Raw genomic sequence first — 16,353 nt, 5'->3', positions numbered from 1 at the left:
TCAGTTAGGTATACCCTGGGACGGGTCCGCCGGAAACCGGTTGTTGACCTGGATGCCGCGCAGAAGATCAAGCGCATATTGCAGCTGCTTGTCGTCCTTGGCATCTGCCGGCACATAGGCCGACGCCGCGGAGACCTTCTCCTCTTCGCCGTCCTCGCTCGATAGATGGCCGCGCAGATTGGCCTCGCCCGTCGCTTCCTCGCTGCCCTTCAGTTCTTCCGGCAGCTCCTGCACGACCTCGATATCCGGCTCGATGCCCTTTGCCTGGATCGAGCGGCCCGAAGGCGTGTAATAGCGCGCCGTCGTCAGCCGGATGGCACCGTTGCGGCCAAGCGGGATGATCGTCTGCACCGAGCCTTTGCCGAAGGAGCGCGTGCCGACGATCGTCGCACGGCGATGATCCTGCAGCGCGCCGGCCACGATCTCCGAAGCCGAGGCTGAAGCGCCGTTGACGAGAACGATGACCGGCTTGCCGTCGGCCTTGTCGCCGGCACGCGCCGTCGCGCGCTGCACGTCGTCTTCCTTGCGGCCGCGCGTGGAGACGATCTCGCCCTTGTCGAGGAAATCGTCCGACACGGCGATCGCCTGGTCGAGAAGGCCGCCCGGATTGTTGCGCAGATCGAGGATATAGCCCTTGAGCTTGTCCTTGCCGATTTCCTTCTTCAGCTCGCTGAAGGCATCGTTGAGGCCGTCGGCGGTCTGCTCGTTGAACTGCGTGATACGGATATAGCCGACATCCTCCTCGGCGCGGTCGCGCACCGAACGCACCTGGATGATGTCGCGGATGATCTTGATTTCGAGCGGCTTCTCGACGCCCTCGCGGCGGACCGTCAGCGTGATCGGGGAATTCACCGGGCCGCGCATCTGATCGACGGCCTCACGCAGCGACAGACCGGCGATCGGCTCGCCGTCGAGATGCGTGATCACATCGCCGGCGCGCACGCCCGCTTTGTCGGCCGGCGTATCTTCGATCGGCGTCACGACCTTGATGAGGTCGTTCTCCTGCGTCACTTCGATGCCGAGCCCGCCGAATTCGCCGCGCGTCTGCACCTGCATGTCGCGGAAGCTCTTCGGGTCGAGATAGCTCGAATGCGGATCGAGCGAGGTCAGCATGCCGTCGATCGCTGATTCGATCAGGTCCTTCTCCGAAGGCTCCTCGACATAATCGCTGCGCACGCGTTCGAAGACGTCGCCGAAAAGGTTGAGTTGGCGGTAGGTTTCAGAGGAAGCGGCCGTCGCCGAACCGGTCTGCCCGACTTGCACGACAGCGCCCATGGCCACCGCGCCAACGACCGCTCCTGCGGCCAGCAGGCCCATCTTACGCATCATCCTCGAACCTCTTTTTGCTCGCGCCGGTCCCACCACGGATCCGGGTCGATCGACCGTCCATCCTTGCGGAACTCGACATATAGAACGGGCTGGGCGGAAGTGTGGTCAATATCACTAAGGCTTGCAAGCCGCTCTGCGCCCATAATCGCGACCGGCTCCCCAGCCAGCACGAACTGGCCAAGTGCCACATCTATGCGCTCAAGCCCAGCCAGAACAACATGATATCCGCTCCCGACGTTCAGGATCAAGACCTGCCCGTAGCTGCGGAAGGGTCCCGCATAGACGACCCAGCCATCGGCGGGTGAGACAACACGCGCACCCGGACGTGTGGCGATCGAAATCCCGCCGGCATGCGCCCCGAATTCGTCCTTCTCACCGAAATGCGTCAGGATCGGGCCCGCCGCCGGCAGCGGCAAAATCCCGCGCGCCTTGTCGAACTCCACAGCCGGTGCCATGCGCGCCGTATCCTGGAGATCGCGCGCTGCCTCTTCGGGCGTCTTGTTGCGGGCGGCTTCCTCCGCCCGTCGCGCCTCTTCGGCGGCCCGCGCCGAGGCCTCGACCTCTTTTTCCAGCGAGCCGATCAGGTCTTCGAGCCCGCTCGCATCTTCGGCGAGCGCGGCCGCTTTCTTCTGTTCGTCGGTGAGTGCCGCCTCGGTTCTCTGGCGCTGCTCTTTCTTCGATTCGATCAACAGATTGATGCGCGTCTGCTCTTCGCCGAGCGTCGCATATTGCTTCTTCAGATCCTCGTGCTCTTCTTCGATGCGCGCCTTGAGCTGCGTGAGCTCGGCGAGATCGGCGGCAAGCGCCTCTGCCTCCACGCGAATATCCGGCAGGACGGCGCCGGCGAGGATCGAACCGCGGATCGCCTTCAAGGCATCTTCCGGCCGCGACAGGATCGGCGGCGGCGGCGTGCCGCCCATGCGCTGCAAGGCCGCGAGCACTTCGCCCAGAACTTCGCGCCGCGCCTCCAGCGACAGACGCACCCCGTCCTCGTTGGCCTGCAGCCGGTCGAGGCGGACTTCGGTTTCCTGGATGCTGTTTTCCGCCCGCCGCAGCCGCTGCGCGGTCGCAATCAGTTCGCTGCTGAGCTTCGCCCGGTCGGCTTCCACCGTCTCGATCTCGCGGCGCAGCGCTTCCTGGCGTTTTTTGGAGACTTCGATCGAGCGCCGCACCGCTTCGAGCTCGGCCGCCCGCGCCCGGCGTCTCGCTTCGGCGGACAGGGACATGCCTCCCCCGGTCGTCGCATCGCCCGTAACCGCAGCCTCATCCGCCACAGCCGCCTCGTCCGGCACCTCCGTCTCGGTGGCGAAACTCGGCCCGAACGCGAGCGGCAGCCCGGCACAGACGAGCACCGCCGCCCGAATGCCGTTCCTCAGGATCCGCGCCCGATATGTCGGAGAGTGATTCGTCACCGTCTCACGATGCCAGTCGATCAAGGCTATGCGCCACGCCTTTTGGAGAGACACTCACCGACGCCCGTCCGGTCAAGTGCGTTCTCGCAGGCGCCTGAAAGCACCGCTCACCTCATGCGCGGTGATAAGGATGCCCGCTCAATATGGTGACGGCGCGGTAGACCTGCTCGGCGAGCATGGCACGGGCGAGCTTGTGCGGCCATGTCATGCGTCCGAAGGCGATCGCCGCGATCGCCTCCTCGCGCAGGCTCGCATCGAGCCCGTCCGGCCCGCCGATGACGAGACAAAGGCCGGAAACGCCCTTCTCCGCCTCGCCGCCGATGAGGCCTGCGAAATCTTCGGAGGAGAGATTGCGGCCCGTCTCGTCGAGCGCCACGATCGGGTATCCCGCCGCAAGCTTTTTGAGGCTCGCAGCTTCCTCCGCCTTGCGGTCGTCTGCCCTCGAGGCGGAGGATTCGGCAATTTCGCGCACGCTGATCCCGCTGATGCCGACGGAACGGCCGGCTTTGCCGACCCGCTCGAGATAGCGGGCCGCAAGGTCGGCTTCCGGTCCGGCCTTCATCCGGCCGACCGCGAGAACAAGGATCTGCAACGCGTATAACCCGGCCTACTCAGCCCTGGACGCGGCGCTCCGCATAGGGCTCCGCCGACCACATCTTTTCCAGGTTGTAGAACTCGCGCACTTCCGGACGGAAGACATGCACGATCACGTCCCCGGTATCGATCAGCACCCAGTCGCAATGGGGCAGCCCTTCGACCCGCGGAATGTTATGGCCGAGGCCCTTGAGCTCGCTGATCACCCTTTCGGCGATGGCGCCGACATGGCGATGCGAGCGCCCCGAGGCGACCACCATGTGATCCCCCAGCGCGGATTTCCCGGCGATGTCGATGGTCACAACATCCTCGGCCTTCGCATCGTCCAGGCTCGAGAGGACGGTTTTCAGCTCATCCGCCGCTATAAGGTTGGCGCCGGCATGAGACGCGTGAGGCGCAAACATCGGAATGCTCGCCTCGCTCTGGCTAGTAGTCAGGAGTAAGATCCTCTTTCCTTCCTGCCGTGAATAGGCCGGGCCAAAAGTAAGCCACATGCCTACGGTGACGTTGTGTCACCCCTTAAAGATAGAAACGACACCATGACAGTTTCAAGTCCAATCTCTCCGGAAGAGGCCTGTCATGGACGATGTGACGCGAAAAATCGCGCTTTCTGGCATAGCCTTAGCGCATCTCAGCCGCTCGCGGCCCGCAGCGCCGTCGATGAAACCGGCGTGCGCGGCCCCGGCAGGACGACGAAGGCGGGGGCTCTCAGGTCGGCGAGGCAGGCCGCCGATTCGTTGCCGTGGCGATAGGGAGCGAGAACCCGGGCCGCCGGCGCGGCAAGCGGCGCACTCAAAGAACCAGGCCTTGGCACGATGGCGATCGGCACGCTTGCGGCGATCTCCTGCCAGCTTTCCCACAGGTGAAAGTTCTGGAGATTGTCGCCGCCCATGATCCAGACGAAGCGCGTCGCCGGCTCGCGTGCCGCAAGTCGCGCCACGAGGTCGGCCGTGAAGCGGATGTGCCAGCGGTTTTCGATCGCCGTCACCTTGAAGCGCGGATGGCTCGCGATCCGCGCCGTCGCTTCCAGCCGCTCCCGCAACGGCTTTAAGCCATGCGGCGCCTTCAAGGGATTGCCCGGCGTCACCAGCCACCACACCTGATCGAGCTGCAAAAGCCGCAGCGCCCGGAGCGCCACCTGCCGGTGTCCGATATGCGGCGGATTGAACGAGCCGCCGTAAAGCCCGATCCGCTGCCCCCGCCCATGCGGCGGGAGGCCTTCGTAAATCCGGCTGTCGCGGGCTTTGTGTAACGAACTGGAGATCGCTGCGCCTCGCCCCTAGGTCCGCGTCTGGCCGCTGCCATAAACGCAGTATTTGAAGCTCGTCAGCTGCTCCACGCCGACGGGCCCGCGGGCGTGCATCCGCCCCGTCGCGATGCCGATCTCCGCCCCCATGCCGAACTCGCCGCCATCGGCGAATTGGGTGGAAGCATTGTGCAGCACGATGGCGGAATCGACGAGCGCCATGAACCGGCGGGCCGCCGCCTCATCCTGCGTGATGATCGTCTCCGTATGGCCGGACCCGTAGCGGGCGATGTGCTCGCTCGCCGCCTCGACGCCGTCCACCACCTTCACGGCGATGATCTTGTCGAGATATTCCTTAGGCCAGTCCTCCTCGGTCGCCGCATGGGCCTGCGGGAAGAGTGCCCGCACATTCTCGTCGCCGCGGATCTCGCAGCCGCCCATGGAAAGCGCCGACAGGATCGGTTCAAGATGCGTCTTGGCCACGGCCTCATCGACGAGCAGCGTCTCCGCCGCGCCGCAGATCCCGGTGCGCCGGAGCTTGGAATTGACGGTCACGTCCACCGCCATCTGCAGATCCGCCGCCTCGTGCACATAGACGTGGCAGACGCCTTCCAGATGCGCGAAAACCGGCACCCGCGCCTCCTTCTGCACCCGCTCCACCAGGCTGCGCCCGCCGCGCGGCACGATGACGTCGAGATTGCCGGCAAGGCCCGCGAGCATTTCGCCGACGGCCGCGCGGTCGCGCAGCGGCACGAGTTGGATCGCATCCTCCGGCAGTCCGGCGACGCGCAGCCCTTCGCTCAGGCAGGCATGGATCGCCGAAGAACTCTCCAGCGAATCCGAGCCCCCGCGCAAAATCACGGCATTGCCAGCCTTGAGGCAGAGCGCACCCGCATCGGCGGTGACGTTCGGCCGGCTCTCATAGATCACGCCGATGACGCCGAGCGGCGTGCGCACGCGCGAAATCTTGAGCCCGTTCGGCCGCTCCCAGGAGGCGATCACGTCGCCGACCGGATCGGGCAGCGCCGCCACCTCTTCAAGGCTCTTCGCGATCGCCTCGATGCGCGCCGCATCGAGCTTCAGCCGGTCGAGCATCGCGGGCGCGAGCCCGTCCGCCTCGCCACGCTGCATGTCGCGCGCATTGGCGTCCAGAATCTCGTCGGCGCGTCCGCGTACGGCATCCGCCATCGCTTGCAGCGCCGTATTCTTCTCGTCCGTCGTCGCAAGCCCAAGCGGTCGCGAAGCCGCGCGGGCACGAATGCCCATTTCAGCCATCAAGGCAGCGGCGTCGTTGTTCTGTCGCAGGGCTGCGAAAACCATCTTCGTCTCCACGTTTTTGGAGGGGAACAAGTGCTGTTAGCGCGGCGGGCGCAAGAGGGGCAAGGCGCAAGAGGAGCAAGGGCAGAGCCTTATCGCTGATAAGGCAGGCCCTCGTCATCGAGCTGCGCCTGCACCAGCGCAGCCAGATAATCTTCCATCTCGGTGAAATCGAGATGGCCGTTTTCCCAAGCCTGATCGGCTGCGGCTAAAGCGTCTTCATACCCGCGTCGGTCCTCGCGGATGCGCTCTGGGAGGATCTTCCGGCCCGGCAGCAACGCCCCCGCGCGGACGCAAAGAAGATAATAGCTGGCCGCTCGCGCGGTTCTGCCGTTTCCCTCGATAAAGGGGTGTATCCAATTCAGACGCCATAACCCGTAGGCCGCGAGTTCGGTCGGGGTCCAAATGTACCAGTTTTCATGCACGTTGGAGATGAAACGGTCCATCCAATCGGCGACATCCTTGAAATGCGGGGGCTTGTGGTCGCCAACGTAAATGGGCTCCTCCCGATAGCGCCCGCCGAATGCCGAGATATTGGCCACCGCGATATGGTTGAGCACCCACAACATGTATTTATCGAAAGCCCGACCCTGCTGTATTCCGATCTCGATACAATTCGTCATGTAGTCGCACTGACGCAGAAGTTTTTGCTCCTGCATCCGCACGTACAGATCGCCGTTCTCTTCTTCCAGAACCAGCATGCCATCGACCTCGACTGGAAGCCGAACCACTTAATCAGGCGGGGTTTCGGATCCGAATATGCCCAGCCGCCTCCTTGGCGGATTCCTTGGTTATTCGAGATCCTCGCGGCGCATTCCCGTAGGCGAAACTGGCCCGCTGCTCGAGAATTTGCTCATCCGTCATCACGACATTCTTCGCTTGCTCCAAGCACGCGCGCAATTCGGGTCGATCGGGCGCACGCTTCAGGGCTGCCTTACGTTCGGCCATCCGTCCCTCCAACAAGTCCTATAGAACCATATCCCAACAACCCTTGCCGGCAAGTGACACGCGTCGGACAAGGCATCCCGTTCACATGTCGGCCACTCACGTCTCTCGGAGCACGAGATCGTCGTGATGGACGATCGCCGAGCGCCGCACATAGCCGAGAATTTCGGAGATCTCCTTCGATTGGTGCCCGATGATCTGCGCCGCCTCGTCGGCATCGTAACCGACGATGCCGCGGCCGATCTCGATGCCGTCCGGATCGACGAGAAGCACCGTATCGCCGCGTGCGAAATGACCGGAAAAGCCGCTGACGCCCGGCGGCAGCAATGAACGTCCGGCCCTGAGCGCCTTCACCGCCCCCGCATCGAGGCTGAGCGAGCCTTTCGGCTCCAGATGACCGGCAATCCAAGCTTTTCGTGCCGTGGCGGGCGTCGTCTGCGGCCGGAACCAGGTGACGGGCGCCCCGCTGTCGATCCGCGTCAGCGGATTGAGGTGATGGCCGGAGCCGATCACCATGGCAGCGCCGGCCGCGACCGCGATCTTCGCCGCCTCGACCTTGGTGCGCATGCCGCCGCGCGACAATTCCGAGCCGGCGTCGCCTGCCATCGCCTCGATCTCGGGCGTGATCGCCGTCACCTCGGGAATGAGATGGGCATTGGCGTCCTGCGCCGGAGGGGCCGAGTAAAGACCGTCGACATCCGACAAGAGCACCAGAAGATCGGCGCCGACCATGGCCGCGACGCGCGCCGCCAGCCGGTCATTGTCGCCATAGCGGATTTCGGTCGTCGCCACCGTGTCGTTTTCGTTGACCACCGGCACGACGCCCATGCCGAGAAGCGTCGTCAAAGTGGCGCGCGCATTGAGATAGCGCCGCCGCTCTTCGGTGTCGCCCAATGTCAGAAGCACCTGCGCGGCGTGAATCTCGCGCGTCTGCAGCTCCTCCGCCCAGGCCTTTGCCAGCGCGATCTGGCCGACGGCCGCGGCAGCCTGCGCTTCTTCCAGCTTGAAACGCCGGCCGTTGAGGGAAAGCCGCCCGCGCCCGAGCGCAATCGCCCCGGACGAGACGACGAGACATTCGGCCCCTTCCTGGCGCAAAGCCGCGAGATCGGCGGCAAGCGAGCCGAGCCAGTCGCGGCGCACGCCGCCGCCGCGCTCCACCAGAAGTGCCGAGCCCACTTTGACGACGATGCGCTTGTAACCCGATAGCTTTCTCATTGCCCCCTCGCCCGAGCCTCGGCTCCGCAGCCAGGCCTTTCCACGCTTGCCCGCATGGCCACGCCAGGCAGAACCCGCCTCATGACAGAACCCGCCTCATGAGAGCGGCGTCCACTCCCCGTCCTCATCCGCTTCCTTCTTGCCGCCGTGCGGCAGCGCGGCAAGGCAGGTGTCGAGAACCTCGGAGACGCCTTCGCCCGTCCCGGCAGAAACCAGGAACGGCTCTTTGCCCGACGCGTCGACAATCTCCGAAATCGCCACCTCCCGCGCATCCTCGTCGAGAAGATCGACACGCGACAGCGCGACAATGACCGGCTTTTCGGCAAGACCGTGACCGTAAGCGTTGAGTTCTTCGCGCACGGTGCGATACGCGGTCGCCGGATCGCCCGCAGCATCGACGAGATGCAAAAGCGCGCGGCAGCGTTCGATATGGCCCAGAAACCGGTCGCCGATCCCCGCCCCGTCATGCGCGCCTTCGATCAGGCCCGGAATGTCGGCGAGCACGAATTCCCCGCCCTTATGGCGCACGACGCCGAGATTGGGATGCAACGTCGTGAAGGGATAATCGGCGATCTTCGGTTTCGCCGCCGTAACGCGCGCCAGAAACGTCGATTTGCCGGCGTTCGGAAGCCCGACGAGCCCGATATCGGCGATCAGCTTCAAGCGCAGCCACACCCACATCTCCTGGCCTTCCTGGCCGGGATTGGCGCGCCGCGGCGCCTGGTTGATGGAGCTCTTGAAATGGATGTTGCCGAAGCCGCCATTGCCGCCATGGAGAAGCTTCACCCGCTCGCCGACGCGGTCGAGATCGGCGAGAAGCGTCTCGTTGTCCTCGGCGAAGACCTGCGTGCCCGCCGGCACCTTCAAGACGACGTCCTTGCCGCCGGCGCCGGTGCGGTTGCGCCCCATGCCGTGACCGCCGCGCTCCGCCTTGAAATGCTGCTGGTAGCGGTAGTCGATCAGGGTGTTGAGGCCGTCGACGGCTTCCAGCCAGACATCGCCGCCGCGTCCGCCGTCGCCACCGTCCGGGCCGCCGAATTCGATGAATTTTTCGCGCCGGAACGAGACGGATCCCGAACCGCCGTCGCCGGAGCGCAGATAGACCTTCGCCTGGTCGAGGAACTTCATGGCGTTCTGCCTCCAACGGTCTCAAATTCAGACCGGGTCACCTGCATGTCGTCGACATCGACGTCGCTGTCGCGGGCCCGGCAATAAAGCGAATAGCTGCCCGACTTCGCAAAGCCGAGCTTTTCCAGAACCCGGCGCGAGGCGGGATTGTCGACGAAGACACCCGCGCCCACCCTCTCGACCGGCGCATCGCCGCCGAAACCGGGTCGATCGAAGATCGCCGCCACCGTCGCGGCGAGCGCTTCCGTCGCATAGCCGCGCCCCCAGAACGGGCGGCCGACGAAATAGCCGAGCCGCGGCATCGTCCGCGGCGGCGTGCCCGATCCGGCGCGCTTCACCGTCACCTCGCCGACGATCTGCTTCCCGCAGAGCACCGTGAGATGGTGGAAACCCTCGTCCTGCTCCGCCTGCTCGGAACGCTGCACGAACGGCCAGGCGGGCATCGCCAGCATGCGCACCACCTCCCAATCGTTCTTGAGGTGATCGAGGGTGGCGAGATGACGGGTGCGTCTCGGCGTCAGAACGAGCCGGTCGGTGGTCAAATCGCTGAGCGGTGAATGCATCGTCTCGTAAACCTTGCGGGCCACAAACCTTGCGGCCTCTTCTGAGATTTCGGCAAAGGCCGGCGGGCGCCGCCTGCCCGGCAGCACCCGAGGCGGGAGAACCGCAAAACCGGGCCCCCGAATCGAAAAGGGGAAGCGGTCGCCCGCTTCCCCTTCATCACTTGCGCTGGATCGGCGGGAGGCCGCGTCGCAACGCAGCTATTCGGCAGCCTCCACCGGCGGCAGCACCGAAATATAGGTGCGCCCCTTGAGACCCTTGTGGAATTCCACGCGTCCGTCGGTCAGCGCGAAGATCGTGTGGTCCTTGCCAAGCCCGACATTCTGGCCCGGATGCCACTGCGTGCCGCGCTGGCGAACGATGATGTTGCCGGAGACGACCGCTTCGCCGCCGAACTTCTTGACGCCGAGGCGCCGGCCAGCGGTATCGCGGCCGTTTCTCGAAGAGCCGCCTGCTTTTTTGTGCGCCATGGTTACTTCTCCTTCGATTCGTCAGCGAGGGTCTTGGCCTGCGCGACCCAATCCTCGTTTTCGGCCTTGCCCTTGAGCTTCAGAGCCTCGTCCAGCTTCTGAAGGTCGTCCTTTGAAAAGCCGGCGATCTGGTCGTAGCGCGTGACGCCGGCCGCATTCAGCTTCTTTTCCATGGCCGGGCCGACACCGCTCAGCTTCTTCAGGTCGTCCGGCTCGCCCGCCGGCGCCTCGAAGACGGCACCGTCCGTCTCGGCGTCCTTGGCAGGCTTCTTGGCTTCCGCCTTCTCGGCCGCTTTCGCCTCGGCCTTCGTCTCCGCCGGGGTGTCTGCCTTCGTCTCGGCCGCCTTCGCCTCGTCCTTCGGCGCCGCCTTCTTCGCCTTCGAAGGCTTCTTGCCGTCGGTCAGGATGTCGGTCACGCGGATGAGCGTGTAATCCTGGCGATGGCCGTTCTTGCGGCGCGAATTCTGCCGCCGGCGCTTCTTGAAGATGATGACCTTGCGGCCGCGCGTATGCTCCACGATTTCCGCGGTGACGGCGGCGCCGCCGACAAACGGCGAACCGATCTTCGGATCGCCCTCGCCGCCGACCATGAGCACCTCTTCGAAGGTGACCGTGTCGCCGGCATCGCCTGCGAGCTTTTCGACTTCCAGAAGCGTATCGGCGGCTACGCGATATTGCTTGCCGCCGGTTTTGATGACTGCGAACATTTCGTCCTCAATTCCCGTCCTGGCGGTGGCCCGCCGGATCGGCTTTTTGTTCAGTCTGAACCGGTTGATATGGGGCCGCTTGCGGCCAAAGCAAAACGGCGCCGGGCAGAGCCCACGCCGATTTCAGCCGCATAAAGATCAGCAGGCCCCGAAAGTCAAGACCGCCGGCACCTTGAGCCCCCTAACGGCGCCCTCATGAGGCCCCCCTACGGGCTTTGTCTCTGGCGGTTCCCTTTGCCCCCTTGTGCACGGCCCCTGCGGACTGCCCCCCGGTGGACGGCCCCTTCGGGCGGCCCCGGTGGACGGCGCATGTGAACGGCCCCTATGCACTGCCCCCACGTCGGACCGCCCCTTCCGGGCGCTTTGCGTCCGACCTCCCCGCGCGTCCTCTCTATACCTCCGCTCGAGCCGCCATTAGGGGCCCGATTAGAAGCGGCAAGACCGCCCCCGAAACGTGGCAACGGCCCCGAAACGCCGCGCCGACAAAGGCCGATCTTGCGACAGGCTTGCACTTTTCCAGGAAATCTTTCCGACACCCTTGTCAGACGCATCATGCATGCGTAGATACGCGGCGCCTCGAATAGCAGCGCCCGCGGAGGGGTGCCGGAGTGGTCGAACGGGGCGGTCTCGAAAACCGTTGAGCGCGCGAGCGTTCCGAGGGTTCGAATCCCTCCCCCTCCGCCATTTCCTAGCGCTTTCCCACGTATCGATTACCGGACTTAGCTGCCCGCGGGTATGAGCGGCTGTCTTGGATTTTCCAACAGTTTGCCATCGCCACGCCGGAGCATTGGTTGCATCCAGGCTCCGACCGAGATCGACAGCTCCCGCTTGCTCCCGTTTCTCCGGCGGAAGCGCACTATGGGCCTGGTTCCCGCGCTGCCGAAAGCCCGGTGAAAAGCGCAAGGCCGTGCCGTCAGCTTGCGAGCGGCGCGTCGGTGGAGAGCCTTTGCTCCAGCATGCGCAAGATTTCGGCCCTTGACGTTTTGGCAGGGATTTCGAGGAGCGGAATCCCTGCACGATCGAGGGCCAGGCGTTTGACCTCCATACGACTCAGTGCGTCGTCGGACAGAGCATGCCCTGTGCCATGATATTCGACGGCCAGGGCGGGATTACCGAACCTGTCGATCAACAGGAAATCCACCCGCTTGCTGTTGTAGGAACTGAACACCGCTTTCTGCATCCGGTCCTCAGGGTCATAAGACGTCTTGATGAAGGCTCCCATGGAGACCTCGAACGCCATGTGCCAGTCCGGTCGGTGGTCCTCTATCCACTGTTTGAGCGCATAGAGGACACGCACGGCCTCCTTGTTGACGGGACGCACCGCGCGCAATTCGGCCTCACGCATGAACCTGATCTGGTTCTCCACATCGGACACGTCGTTTTCCTCGAAGAAGCGCTTGCGGCGAGCATTCGCCTCCAGCCGCCGGGATTCGGCTTCGCGGAGGGTGACGATCTCGCCACAAAGCGTATCGATCTGCTGATCGAGCGCATCGGCGTGGCGCCTGGCTTTGACGGCTTGGCTTTTCGCGCGCAAGGCTCGGATGAAAAACCCGGCCGCGAATCCGATGAGCAGAAGAAGGATCGTCGTCGTTTGCATCTTCAGAACCCGACTATCGATGTTCGACCTTCCAAGGGTCGATCACCGGAACGCCTGCCGCGTTGAAGGCGCTGGCGTCGCGGGTCGCGACCGTGAAACCATGGGCGGTTGCAATCGCAGCGATATAGCTATCCGGCGTTGAAAAGCCCTTACCAGCCTTGCGGGCAGCAACGGCGAGACCGGCATAATGACGGGCGGCATCGGTGTCGAAGGCGAGGATTCGACCTTCAAACAGCGGCAGCATCGCGTCGACCATCGCTACGAGCGTCGGCTTGCGCCGTCCCTCCGGCAGCGCGCCGATGCCGAACAAGAGTTCCGCGACGCTTACGCTGGAGATGTAGAGGGTTTCGGCCACCTGTTCGTCCAGCCAGTCGCGCACGGCAGGGTCCGGCTCCGGCTTCATCGCCTCGGAGACGACGTTCGTATCCAGAACGATCATTCAAAGCTCATCGGCGTGGCGGTCGTCTTGTCGCGGGCCTGTTCCAGCGCCTCGAAATCGGCATTGGTGAGCCCGGCCTTGCGGCTCAACGCAGACAGGGCGGAGCCGAGGCGCAGGCGCTCGGCGGGACGCACGGCCGCCTCCAGAATGTCGCGCATTTCGGCTTCGGTGCTGCGGCCATGCTGCGCCGCGCGCACCTTGAGAGCGCGATGGGTCTCGTCCGAGAGATTGCGAATGGTCACGGCGGGCATCTGATGGCATCTCCGATCCAGTGATGGCAATGATATCATCATAGGTAGAATGATATCATCCGACAAGGCGTGACCGTTATCGGGCGACGGGGCGCGAGCGGACCCACGACATCGGCAAAGGCATTCTCACGCCCGCGATTTCCCCCTAAAGCTCTCGGCGAAACAGAGAGACCCCTGCGATGAAAGCCGTCCTGTTCGAGAAATTTCAAGAAGCGCCCCGGCTGGTCACGTTGGATGACCCGAGCCCCGAGACGCATGGGGTCGTGCTGAAGGTCGCGGCGACCGGCGTCTGCCGAAGCGACTGGCATGGCTGGATGGGACACGACAGCGACATTGAGCTGCCGCATGTTCCGGGCCACGAGCTCGCCGGCGTCGTTGCGGCCGTCGGCCGGGACGTCACCCGCTGGAAGGTGGGCGACAAGGTCACCGTGCCCTTCATCTGCGGCTGCGGCAGCTGTCCGGAATGCGCCGCGGGCCACCAGCAGGTCTGCCTCAACCAGGAGCAGCCGGGCTTCACCCATTGGGGCTCATTCGCGGAATACGTCGCCATCCATCAGGCCGATCTGAACCTCGTCGCACTGCCCGAAGGCATGGCGTTTGCGACCGCCGCGAGCCTCGGCTGCCGCTTTGCCACCTCTTTCCGGGCGGTGATCGATCAGGGCAAGGTGAGCGCCGGCCAGTGGGTGGCCGTGCATGGCTGCGGCGGTGTCGGTCTCTCGGCCGTCATGATCGCCTCGGCGGCCGGGGCGAACGTCATCGGCGTCGATCTCGATCCGGCAAAACTCGATCTCGCGAAAGACCTCGGTGCCGTCGCCGTCATCAACGGCCAGGAGGCGGATGTCCCCGCCGCGATCCAAGAGATCACCAGGGGCGGCGCGCATGTCTCCCTCGATGCGCTCGGCCATCCGGTGACCATGACGAACTCCATCCTCGGCCTCAGGCCCCGGGGAAAACACATTCAGGTCGGGCTGATGCTCGGCGAGCACGCCGCCCCTGCCATCCCCATGCCCAAGATCGTCGGCCAGGAGATCGAGCTCCTCGGCTCTCACGGCATGCAGGCGCACCGCTATGGCGCCATGCTCGACATGGTGGCGAGCGGCAAGCTCGATCCCTCGCGTCTGGTCGGCGATCAGATCAGCCTTGCCGAGGCGCCCGAGGCCCTCATGAACATGGACAAATTCCAGTCCGTCGGCGCCACCGTCATCACCCGCTTCTGAGACCGGCCGAAGCTCAAGTCAGCGCATCGTTCCGCGTCATCAATCCTGAGCGGTCGGACGCACGACAATGCTGCCGATCTCGACATCCTCAGGCTGGTCGATGGCGAAGGCGATCGCCCGTGCGATCGCATCGGGCGAAATCGCCAGCTCCTCCTTGCGCTTATTCATCGCCGCCTTGATGTCCGGATCGCTGATCGCCCGGTCCGCAAAAGCTGATCGCCCGGTCCGCAAAAGACGTGTCGCTCGCCTCCATCGGGCGTATTTCAATCCATGCCCCGGCGTGAGGGGCGACGCGAGGAGCGCGACGCGCTCGAAGTGGGCGATGGCCGCGACGATGCGACTGCGGCGTGGGATGCTGCCGTGGAAGCTCATGGCCTTGAGGCCGTGGAGGAAGTAAACAAGCTTATGCTTGATGTTGCTTCGATAGATATTGCAATGGCACACGCAATGTCCGAAAGTGACGAGAAGTCATTCGCCGATTATAATCGGCGTCGCGACGTGGCCCTGGAAGACGTTGCCCAATTGGCCGTCAATGGGAATTCTTACGCGCGTGAGATCGCTGAAAAGGACGACGAGCTGAAAGAGATCACGGAGCGTGTCGAGAAAGAGCAGGCGGGGTCCGGTGAGCCGAACACCGTTGCGGCACGCGAGGAGCCGCAGCCGGACGATGATCGCGCTGCGGACGTGCAGGAGAGGGAACACGAGGAGATCCACGAGCTGCACGAACAGGTCGATACAGCCAATCGGAAGGCGGATCAGGCGCGCGCTAGCACTTCGCGCTCAAGCGACCAGCAAACCGACCCAGCTCGTCAGCAGGTTCCGCGGATGAATGAAATGGAACGCAGAGACGACGAGCGCGATCGAGACGACTTCGAGCGGTAGGAGATGAGGATGAACGACGATCAGCCGACCTACATCGTGCATCAATGCGACAATTCTTCGTTTATGGGACCGCTCGCCGGAGTGGGCTTGGCACTTTTTGTGGCATTCGCTGTTCTCAAGCAGATTGATTATTACGTCTATCTCGCTTGGACGGCGATCCAGCCCTACTATGATGCTGCGGTGAGCTTTGCTGAACCGGTTCGCAATTGGTTCAGCCAGCTGTTTGGCTGACCGCTGGCGCGAGCGTTTTGAAAGGGGCCGCGTCGGCGGCCCTTTTTTCATTCGGCCGACGATTGCTCTGAACCGCCAACGCCTTCTTCTGGATCAGGCACCGTCGCCTTGAGGATGTCGAGATAGTCCTTTCTTTTCCGCGGAAGGGTTCACCGGATCGGTTTCGATCCACGCCCCTGCGCGAGGGGCGACTGCCGTACCAGTCCATGGCGCCGGCCTCGTCCGAGTTTCGATCCACGCCCCTGCGTGAGGGGCGACACGGCGCCCCCTCCTCGGATCACACGATCGGAGCAGTTTCGATCCACGCCCCTGCGTAAGGGGCGACGCGTGCGATGCGCGCGGCAAAGCGCACAGCCCTATGTTTCGATCCACGCCCCTGCGTAAGGGGCGACCCGGGATAAGAGCCGGTGTTTCGTCCGGCATGCGCTGTTTCGATCCACGCCCCTGCGTGAGGGGCGACGCGCCATCAACAATCGACTGAGCGGATTTGCCGAAGTTTCGATCCACGCCCCTGCGTGAGGGGCGACCGCCCCCAGGATAAGCCAGCGAAACGGCAGAAGAAATGGCGCCGTCTGCGCGAAACGGCGCTGCCGGCTTCCGGCACGGCGGGCATTTGCGGCCCCTCCGCCCCTCAGAGCTTGTTTTTCAACGCCTTGGCATATGCGCGAACCGCCCGGGGAAACCCGGCACGCTTGCGGTTCGCGCCGTGCGGGCCAGGGCGTCGGGCCAGCGCGTCGGGCCGGCGCGCCGGGCCGGCGCGCCGGGCCGGAGAGCCCAGGGGCAGAGCCCGCCACGCATCACGGCAAGGCGCA

Annotated in this window: 19 protein-coding genes, 1 tRNA gene, 1 pseudogene and 1 CRISPR repeat array; of the genes and pseudogenes, 4 read left to right on the top strand and 17 right to left on the bottom strand. The window is 64.4% G+C overall.

The annotated features are described in order from the left end of the window. From BLP76_RS06040 to BLP76_RS05980, 13 genes are all read right to left on the bottom strand, one after another. Positions 1-1,329: a S41 family peptidase gene (locus tag BLP76_RS06040; RefSeq protein WP_092810609.1), complete on the bottom strand. Its 1,329-nt coding sequence runs from the start codon at positions 1,327-1,329 to the stop codon at positions 1-3. Next, complete coding sequence (locus BLP76_RS06035; RefSeq protein ID WP_200170596.1) at positions 1,326-2,741, bottom strand: murein hydrolase activator EnvC family protein; 1,416 nt, start codon at positions 2,739-2,741, stop codon at positions 1,326-1,328. The genes BLP76_RS06040 and BLP76_RS06035 overlap by 4 nt, the downstream gene beginning before the upstream one ends. A 112-nt stretch (positions 2,742-2,853) precedes the next feature. Further along, a complete protein-coding gene (gene rlmH, locus BLP76_RS06030) occupies positions 2,854-3,333 on the bottom strand; it encodes a 23S rRNA (pseudouridine(1915)-N(3))-methyltransferase RlmH (RefSeq protein WP_092810607.1) in 480 nt (159 codons plus the stop codon). A 19-nt stretch (positions 3,334-3,352) separates the two neighbouring features. Beyond that, positions 3,353-3,739: a ribosome silencing factor gene (gene rsfS, locus BLP76_RS06025; protein WP_092810605.1), complete on the bottom strand. Its 387-nt coding sequence runs from the start codon at positions 3,737-3,739 to the stop codon at positions 3,353-3,355. 227 nt (positions 3,740-3,966) lie between these two features. Next, positions 3,967-4,563 (bottom strand): nicotinate-nucleotide adenylyltransferase, encoded by a 597-nt coding sequence (locus BLP76_RS06020; protein WP_092810603.1) that lies wholly within the window; start codon positions 4,561-4,563, stop codon positions 3,967-3,969. Between the two features lie 51 nt (positions 4,564-4,614). After that, on the bottom strand, positions 4,615-5,901 hold the full coding sequence (locus BLP76_RS06015; RefSeq protein ID WP_092810601.1) for a glutamate-5-semialdehyde dehydrogenase: 1,287 nt from the start codon (positions 5,899-5,901) through the stop codon (positions 4,615-4,617). Between the two features lie 89 nt (positions 5,902-5,990). After that, entirely contained in the window at positions 5,991-6,599 is a 609-nt protein-coding gene (locus tag BLP76_RS06010) for a Fic family protein (protein WP_092811332.1), read from the bottom strand. 34 nt (positions 6,600-6,633) lie between these two features. After that, positions 6,634-6,846, bottom strand: a complete 213-nt coding sequence (locus BLP76_RS06005) for a hypothetical protein (protein WP_092810599.1) — start codon at positions 6,844-6,846, stop codon at positions 6,634-6,636. 96 nt (positions 6,847-6,942) lie between these two features. Further along, positions 6,943-8,058 (bottom strand): glutamate 5-kinase, encoded by a 1,116-nt coding sequence (gene proB, locus BLP76_RS06000; protein WP_092810597.1) that lies wholly within the window; start codon positions 8,056-8,058, stop codon positions 6,943-6,945. A gap of 96 nt (positions 8,059-8,154) precedes the next feature. Continuing rightward, positions 8,155-9,186 carry a GTPase ObgE gene (obgE, locus tag BLP76_RS05995; RefSeq protein ID WP_092810595.1) on the bottom strand — a complete coding sequence of 344 codons (1,032 nt, stop codon included), beginning with the start codon at positions 9,184-9,186 and terminating at the stop codon, positions 8,155-8,157. Continuing rightward, positions 9,183-9,773 (bottom strand): GNAT family N-acetyltransferase, encoded by a 591-nt coding sequence (locus BLP76_RS05990; protein WP_139163703.1) that lies wholly within the window; start codon positions 9,771-9,773, stop codon positions 9,183-9,185. Before BLP76_RS05990 ends, obgE begins: the two co-directional genes overlap by 4 nt. A 174-nt stretch (positions 9,774-9,947) precedes the next feature. Then, positions 9,948-10,217, bottom strand: coding sequence for a 50S ribosomal protein L27 (rpmA, locus tag BLP76_RS05985; RefSeq protein ID WP_092810591.1), 270 nt, complete (start codon positions 10,215-10,217; stop codon positions 9,948-9,950). A 2-nt stretch (positions 10,218-10,219) separates the two neighbouring features. Then, a complete protein-coding gene (locus BLP76_RS05980; protein ID WP_092810589.1) occupies positions 10,220-10,924 on the bottom strand; it encodes a 50S ribosomal protein L21 in 705 nt (234 codons plus the stop codon). Positions 10,925-11,518: 594 nt separating this feature from the next. Between BLP76_RS05980 and BLP76_RS05975 the strand changes: the two genes are divergently transcribed. Beyond that, positions 11,519-11,608: transfer RNA gene (locus BLP76_RS05975), tRNA-Ser, on the top strand. A 229-nt stretch (positions 11,609-11,837) separates the two neighbouring features. On the opposite strand, the gene BLP76_RS05970 is transcribed toward BLP76_RS05975, so the two are convergent. Genes BLP76_RS05970 through BLP76_RS05960 form a run of 3 tightly spaced genes read right to left on the bottom strand, consistent with a single transcriptional unit; the run spans position 11,838 to position 13,211 of the window. Further along, positions 11,838-12,521 carry a DUF2726 domain-containing protein gene (locus BLP76_RS05970; protein WP_092810587.1) on the bottom strand — a complete coding sequence of 228 codons (684 nt, stop codon included), beginning with the start codon at positions 12,519-12,521 and terminating at the stop codon, positions 11,838-11,840. 13 nt (positions 12,522-12,534) lie between these two features. Continuing rightward, positions 12,535-12,960, bottom strand: a complete 426-nt coding sequence (locus BLP76_RS05965; RefSeq protein WP_092810585.1) for a type II toxin-antitoxin system VapC family toxin — start codon at positions 12,958-12,960, stop codon at positions 12,535-12,537. Continuing rightward, positions 12,957-13,211 (bottom strand): FitA-like ribbon-helix-helix domain-containing protein, encoded by a 255-nt coding sequence (locus BLP76_RS05960; protein WP_092810583.1) that lies wholly within the window; start codon positions 13,209-13,211, stop codon positions 12,957-12,959. Before BLP76_RS05960 ends, BLP76_RS05965 begins: the two co-directional genes overlap by 4 nt. A 179-nt stretch (positions 13,212-13,390) precedes the next feature. On the opposite strand from BLP76_RS05960, the gene BLP76_RS05955 reads away from it, so the two are divergent. Then, a complete protein-coding gene (locus tag BLP76_RS05955) occupies positions 13,391-14,428 on the top strand; it encodes a zinc-dependent alcohol dehydrogenase family protein (RefSeq protein WP_092810581.1) in 1,038 nt (345 codons plus the stop codon). Positions 14,429-14,467: 39 nt separating this feature from the next. On the opposite strand, the pseudogene BLP76_RS05950 reads toward BLP76_RS05955, so the two are convergent. Beyond that, positions 14,468-14,647 (bottom strand): annotated as a pseudogene (locus BLP76_RS05950) (oxidoreductase); the annotation flags it as partial. Positions 14,648-14,698: 51 nt separating this feature from the next. On the opposite strand from BLP76_RS05950, the gene BLP76_RS05945 reads away from it, so the two are divergent. Together BLP76_RS05945 and BLP76_RS05940 are read left to right on the top strand one after the other, a co-directional pair. Continuing rightward, positions 14,699-15,310, top strand: coding sequence for a hypothetical protein (locus BLP76_RS05945; RefSeq protein WP_139163702.1), 612 nt, complete (start codon positions 14,699-14,701; stop codon positions 15,308-15,310). A 9-nt stretch (positions 15,311-15,319) separates the two neighbouring features. Next, positions 15,320-15,541, top strand: a complete 222-nt coding sequence (locus tag BLP76_RS05940) for a hypothetical protein (RefSeq protein ID WP_092810577.1) — start codon at positions 15,320-15,322, stop codon at positions 15,539-15,541. Between the two features lie 160 nt (positions 15,542-15,701). After that, positions 15,702-16,068: a CRISPR direct-repeat array (repeat unit 32 nt; unit sequence GTTTCGATCCACGCCCCTGCGTGAGGGGCGAC). Positions 16,069-16,353: the final 285 nt, after the last annotated feature.

Source organism: Afifella marina DSM 2698 (assembly GCF_900102695.1).
GTDB classification, from domain to species: Bacteria; Pseudomonadota; Alphaproteobacteria; order Rhizobiales; family Afifellaceae; genus Afifella; species Afifella marina.
Note: the sequence above shows the minus strand (reverse complement) of the source record. Positions and strands in the feature narration are given on the sequence as shown.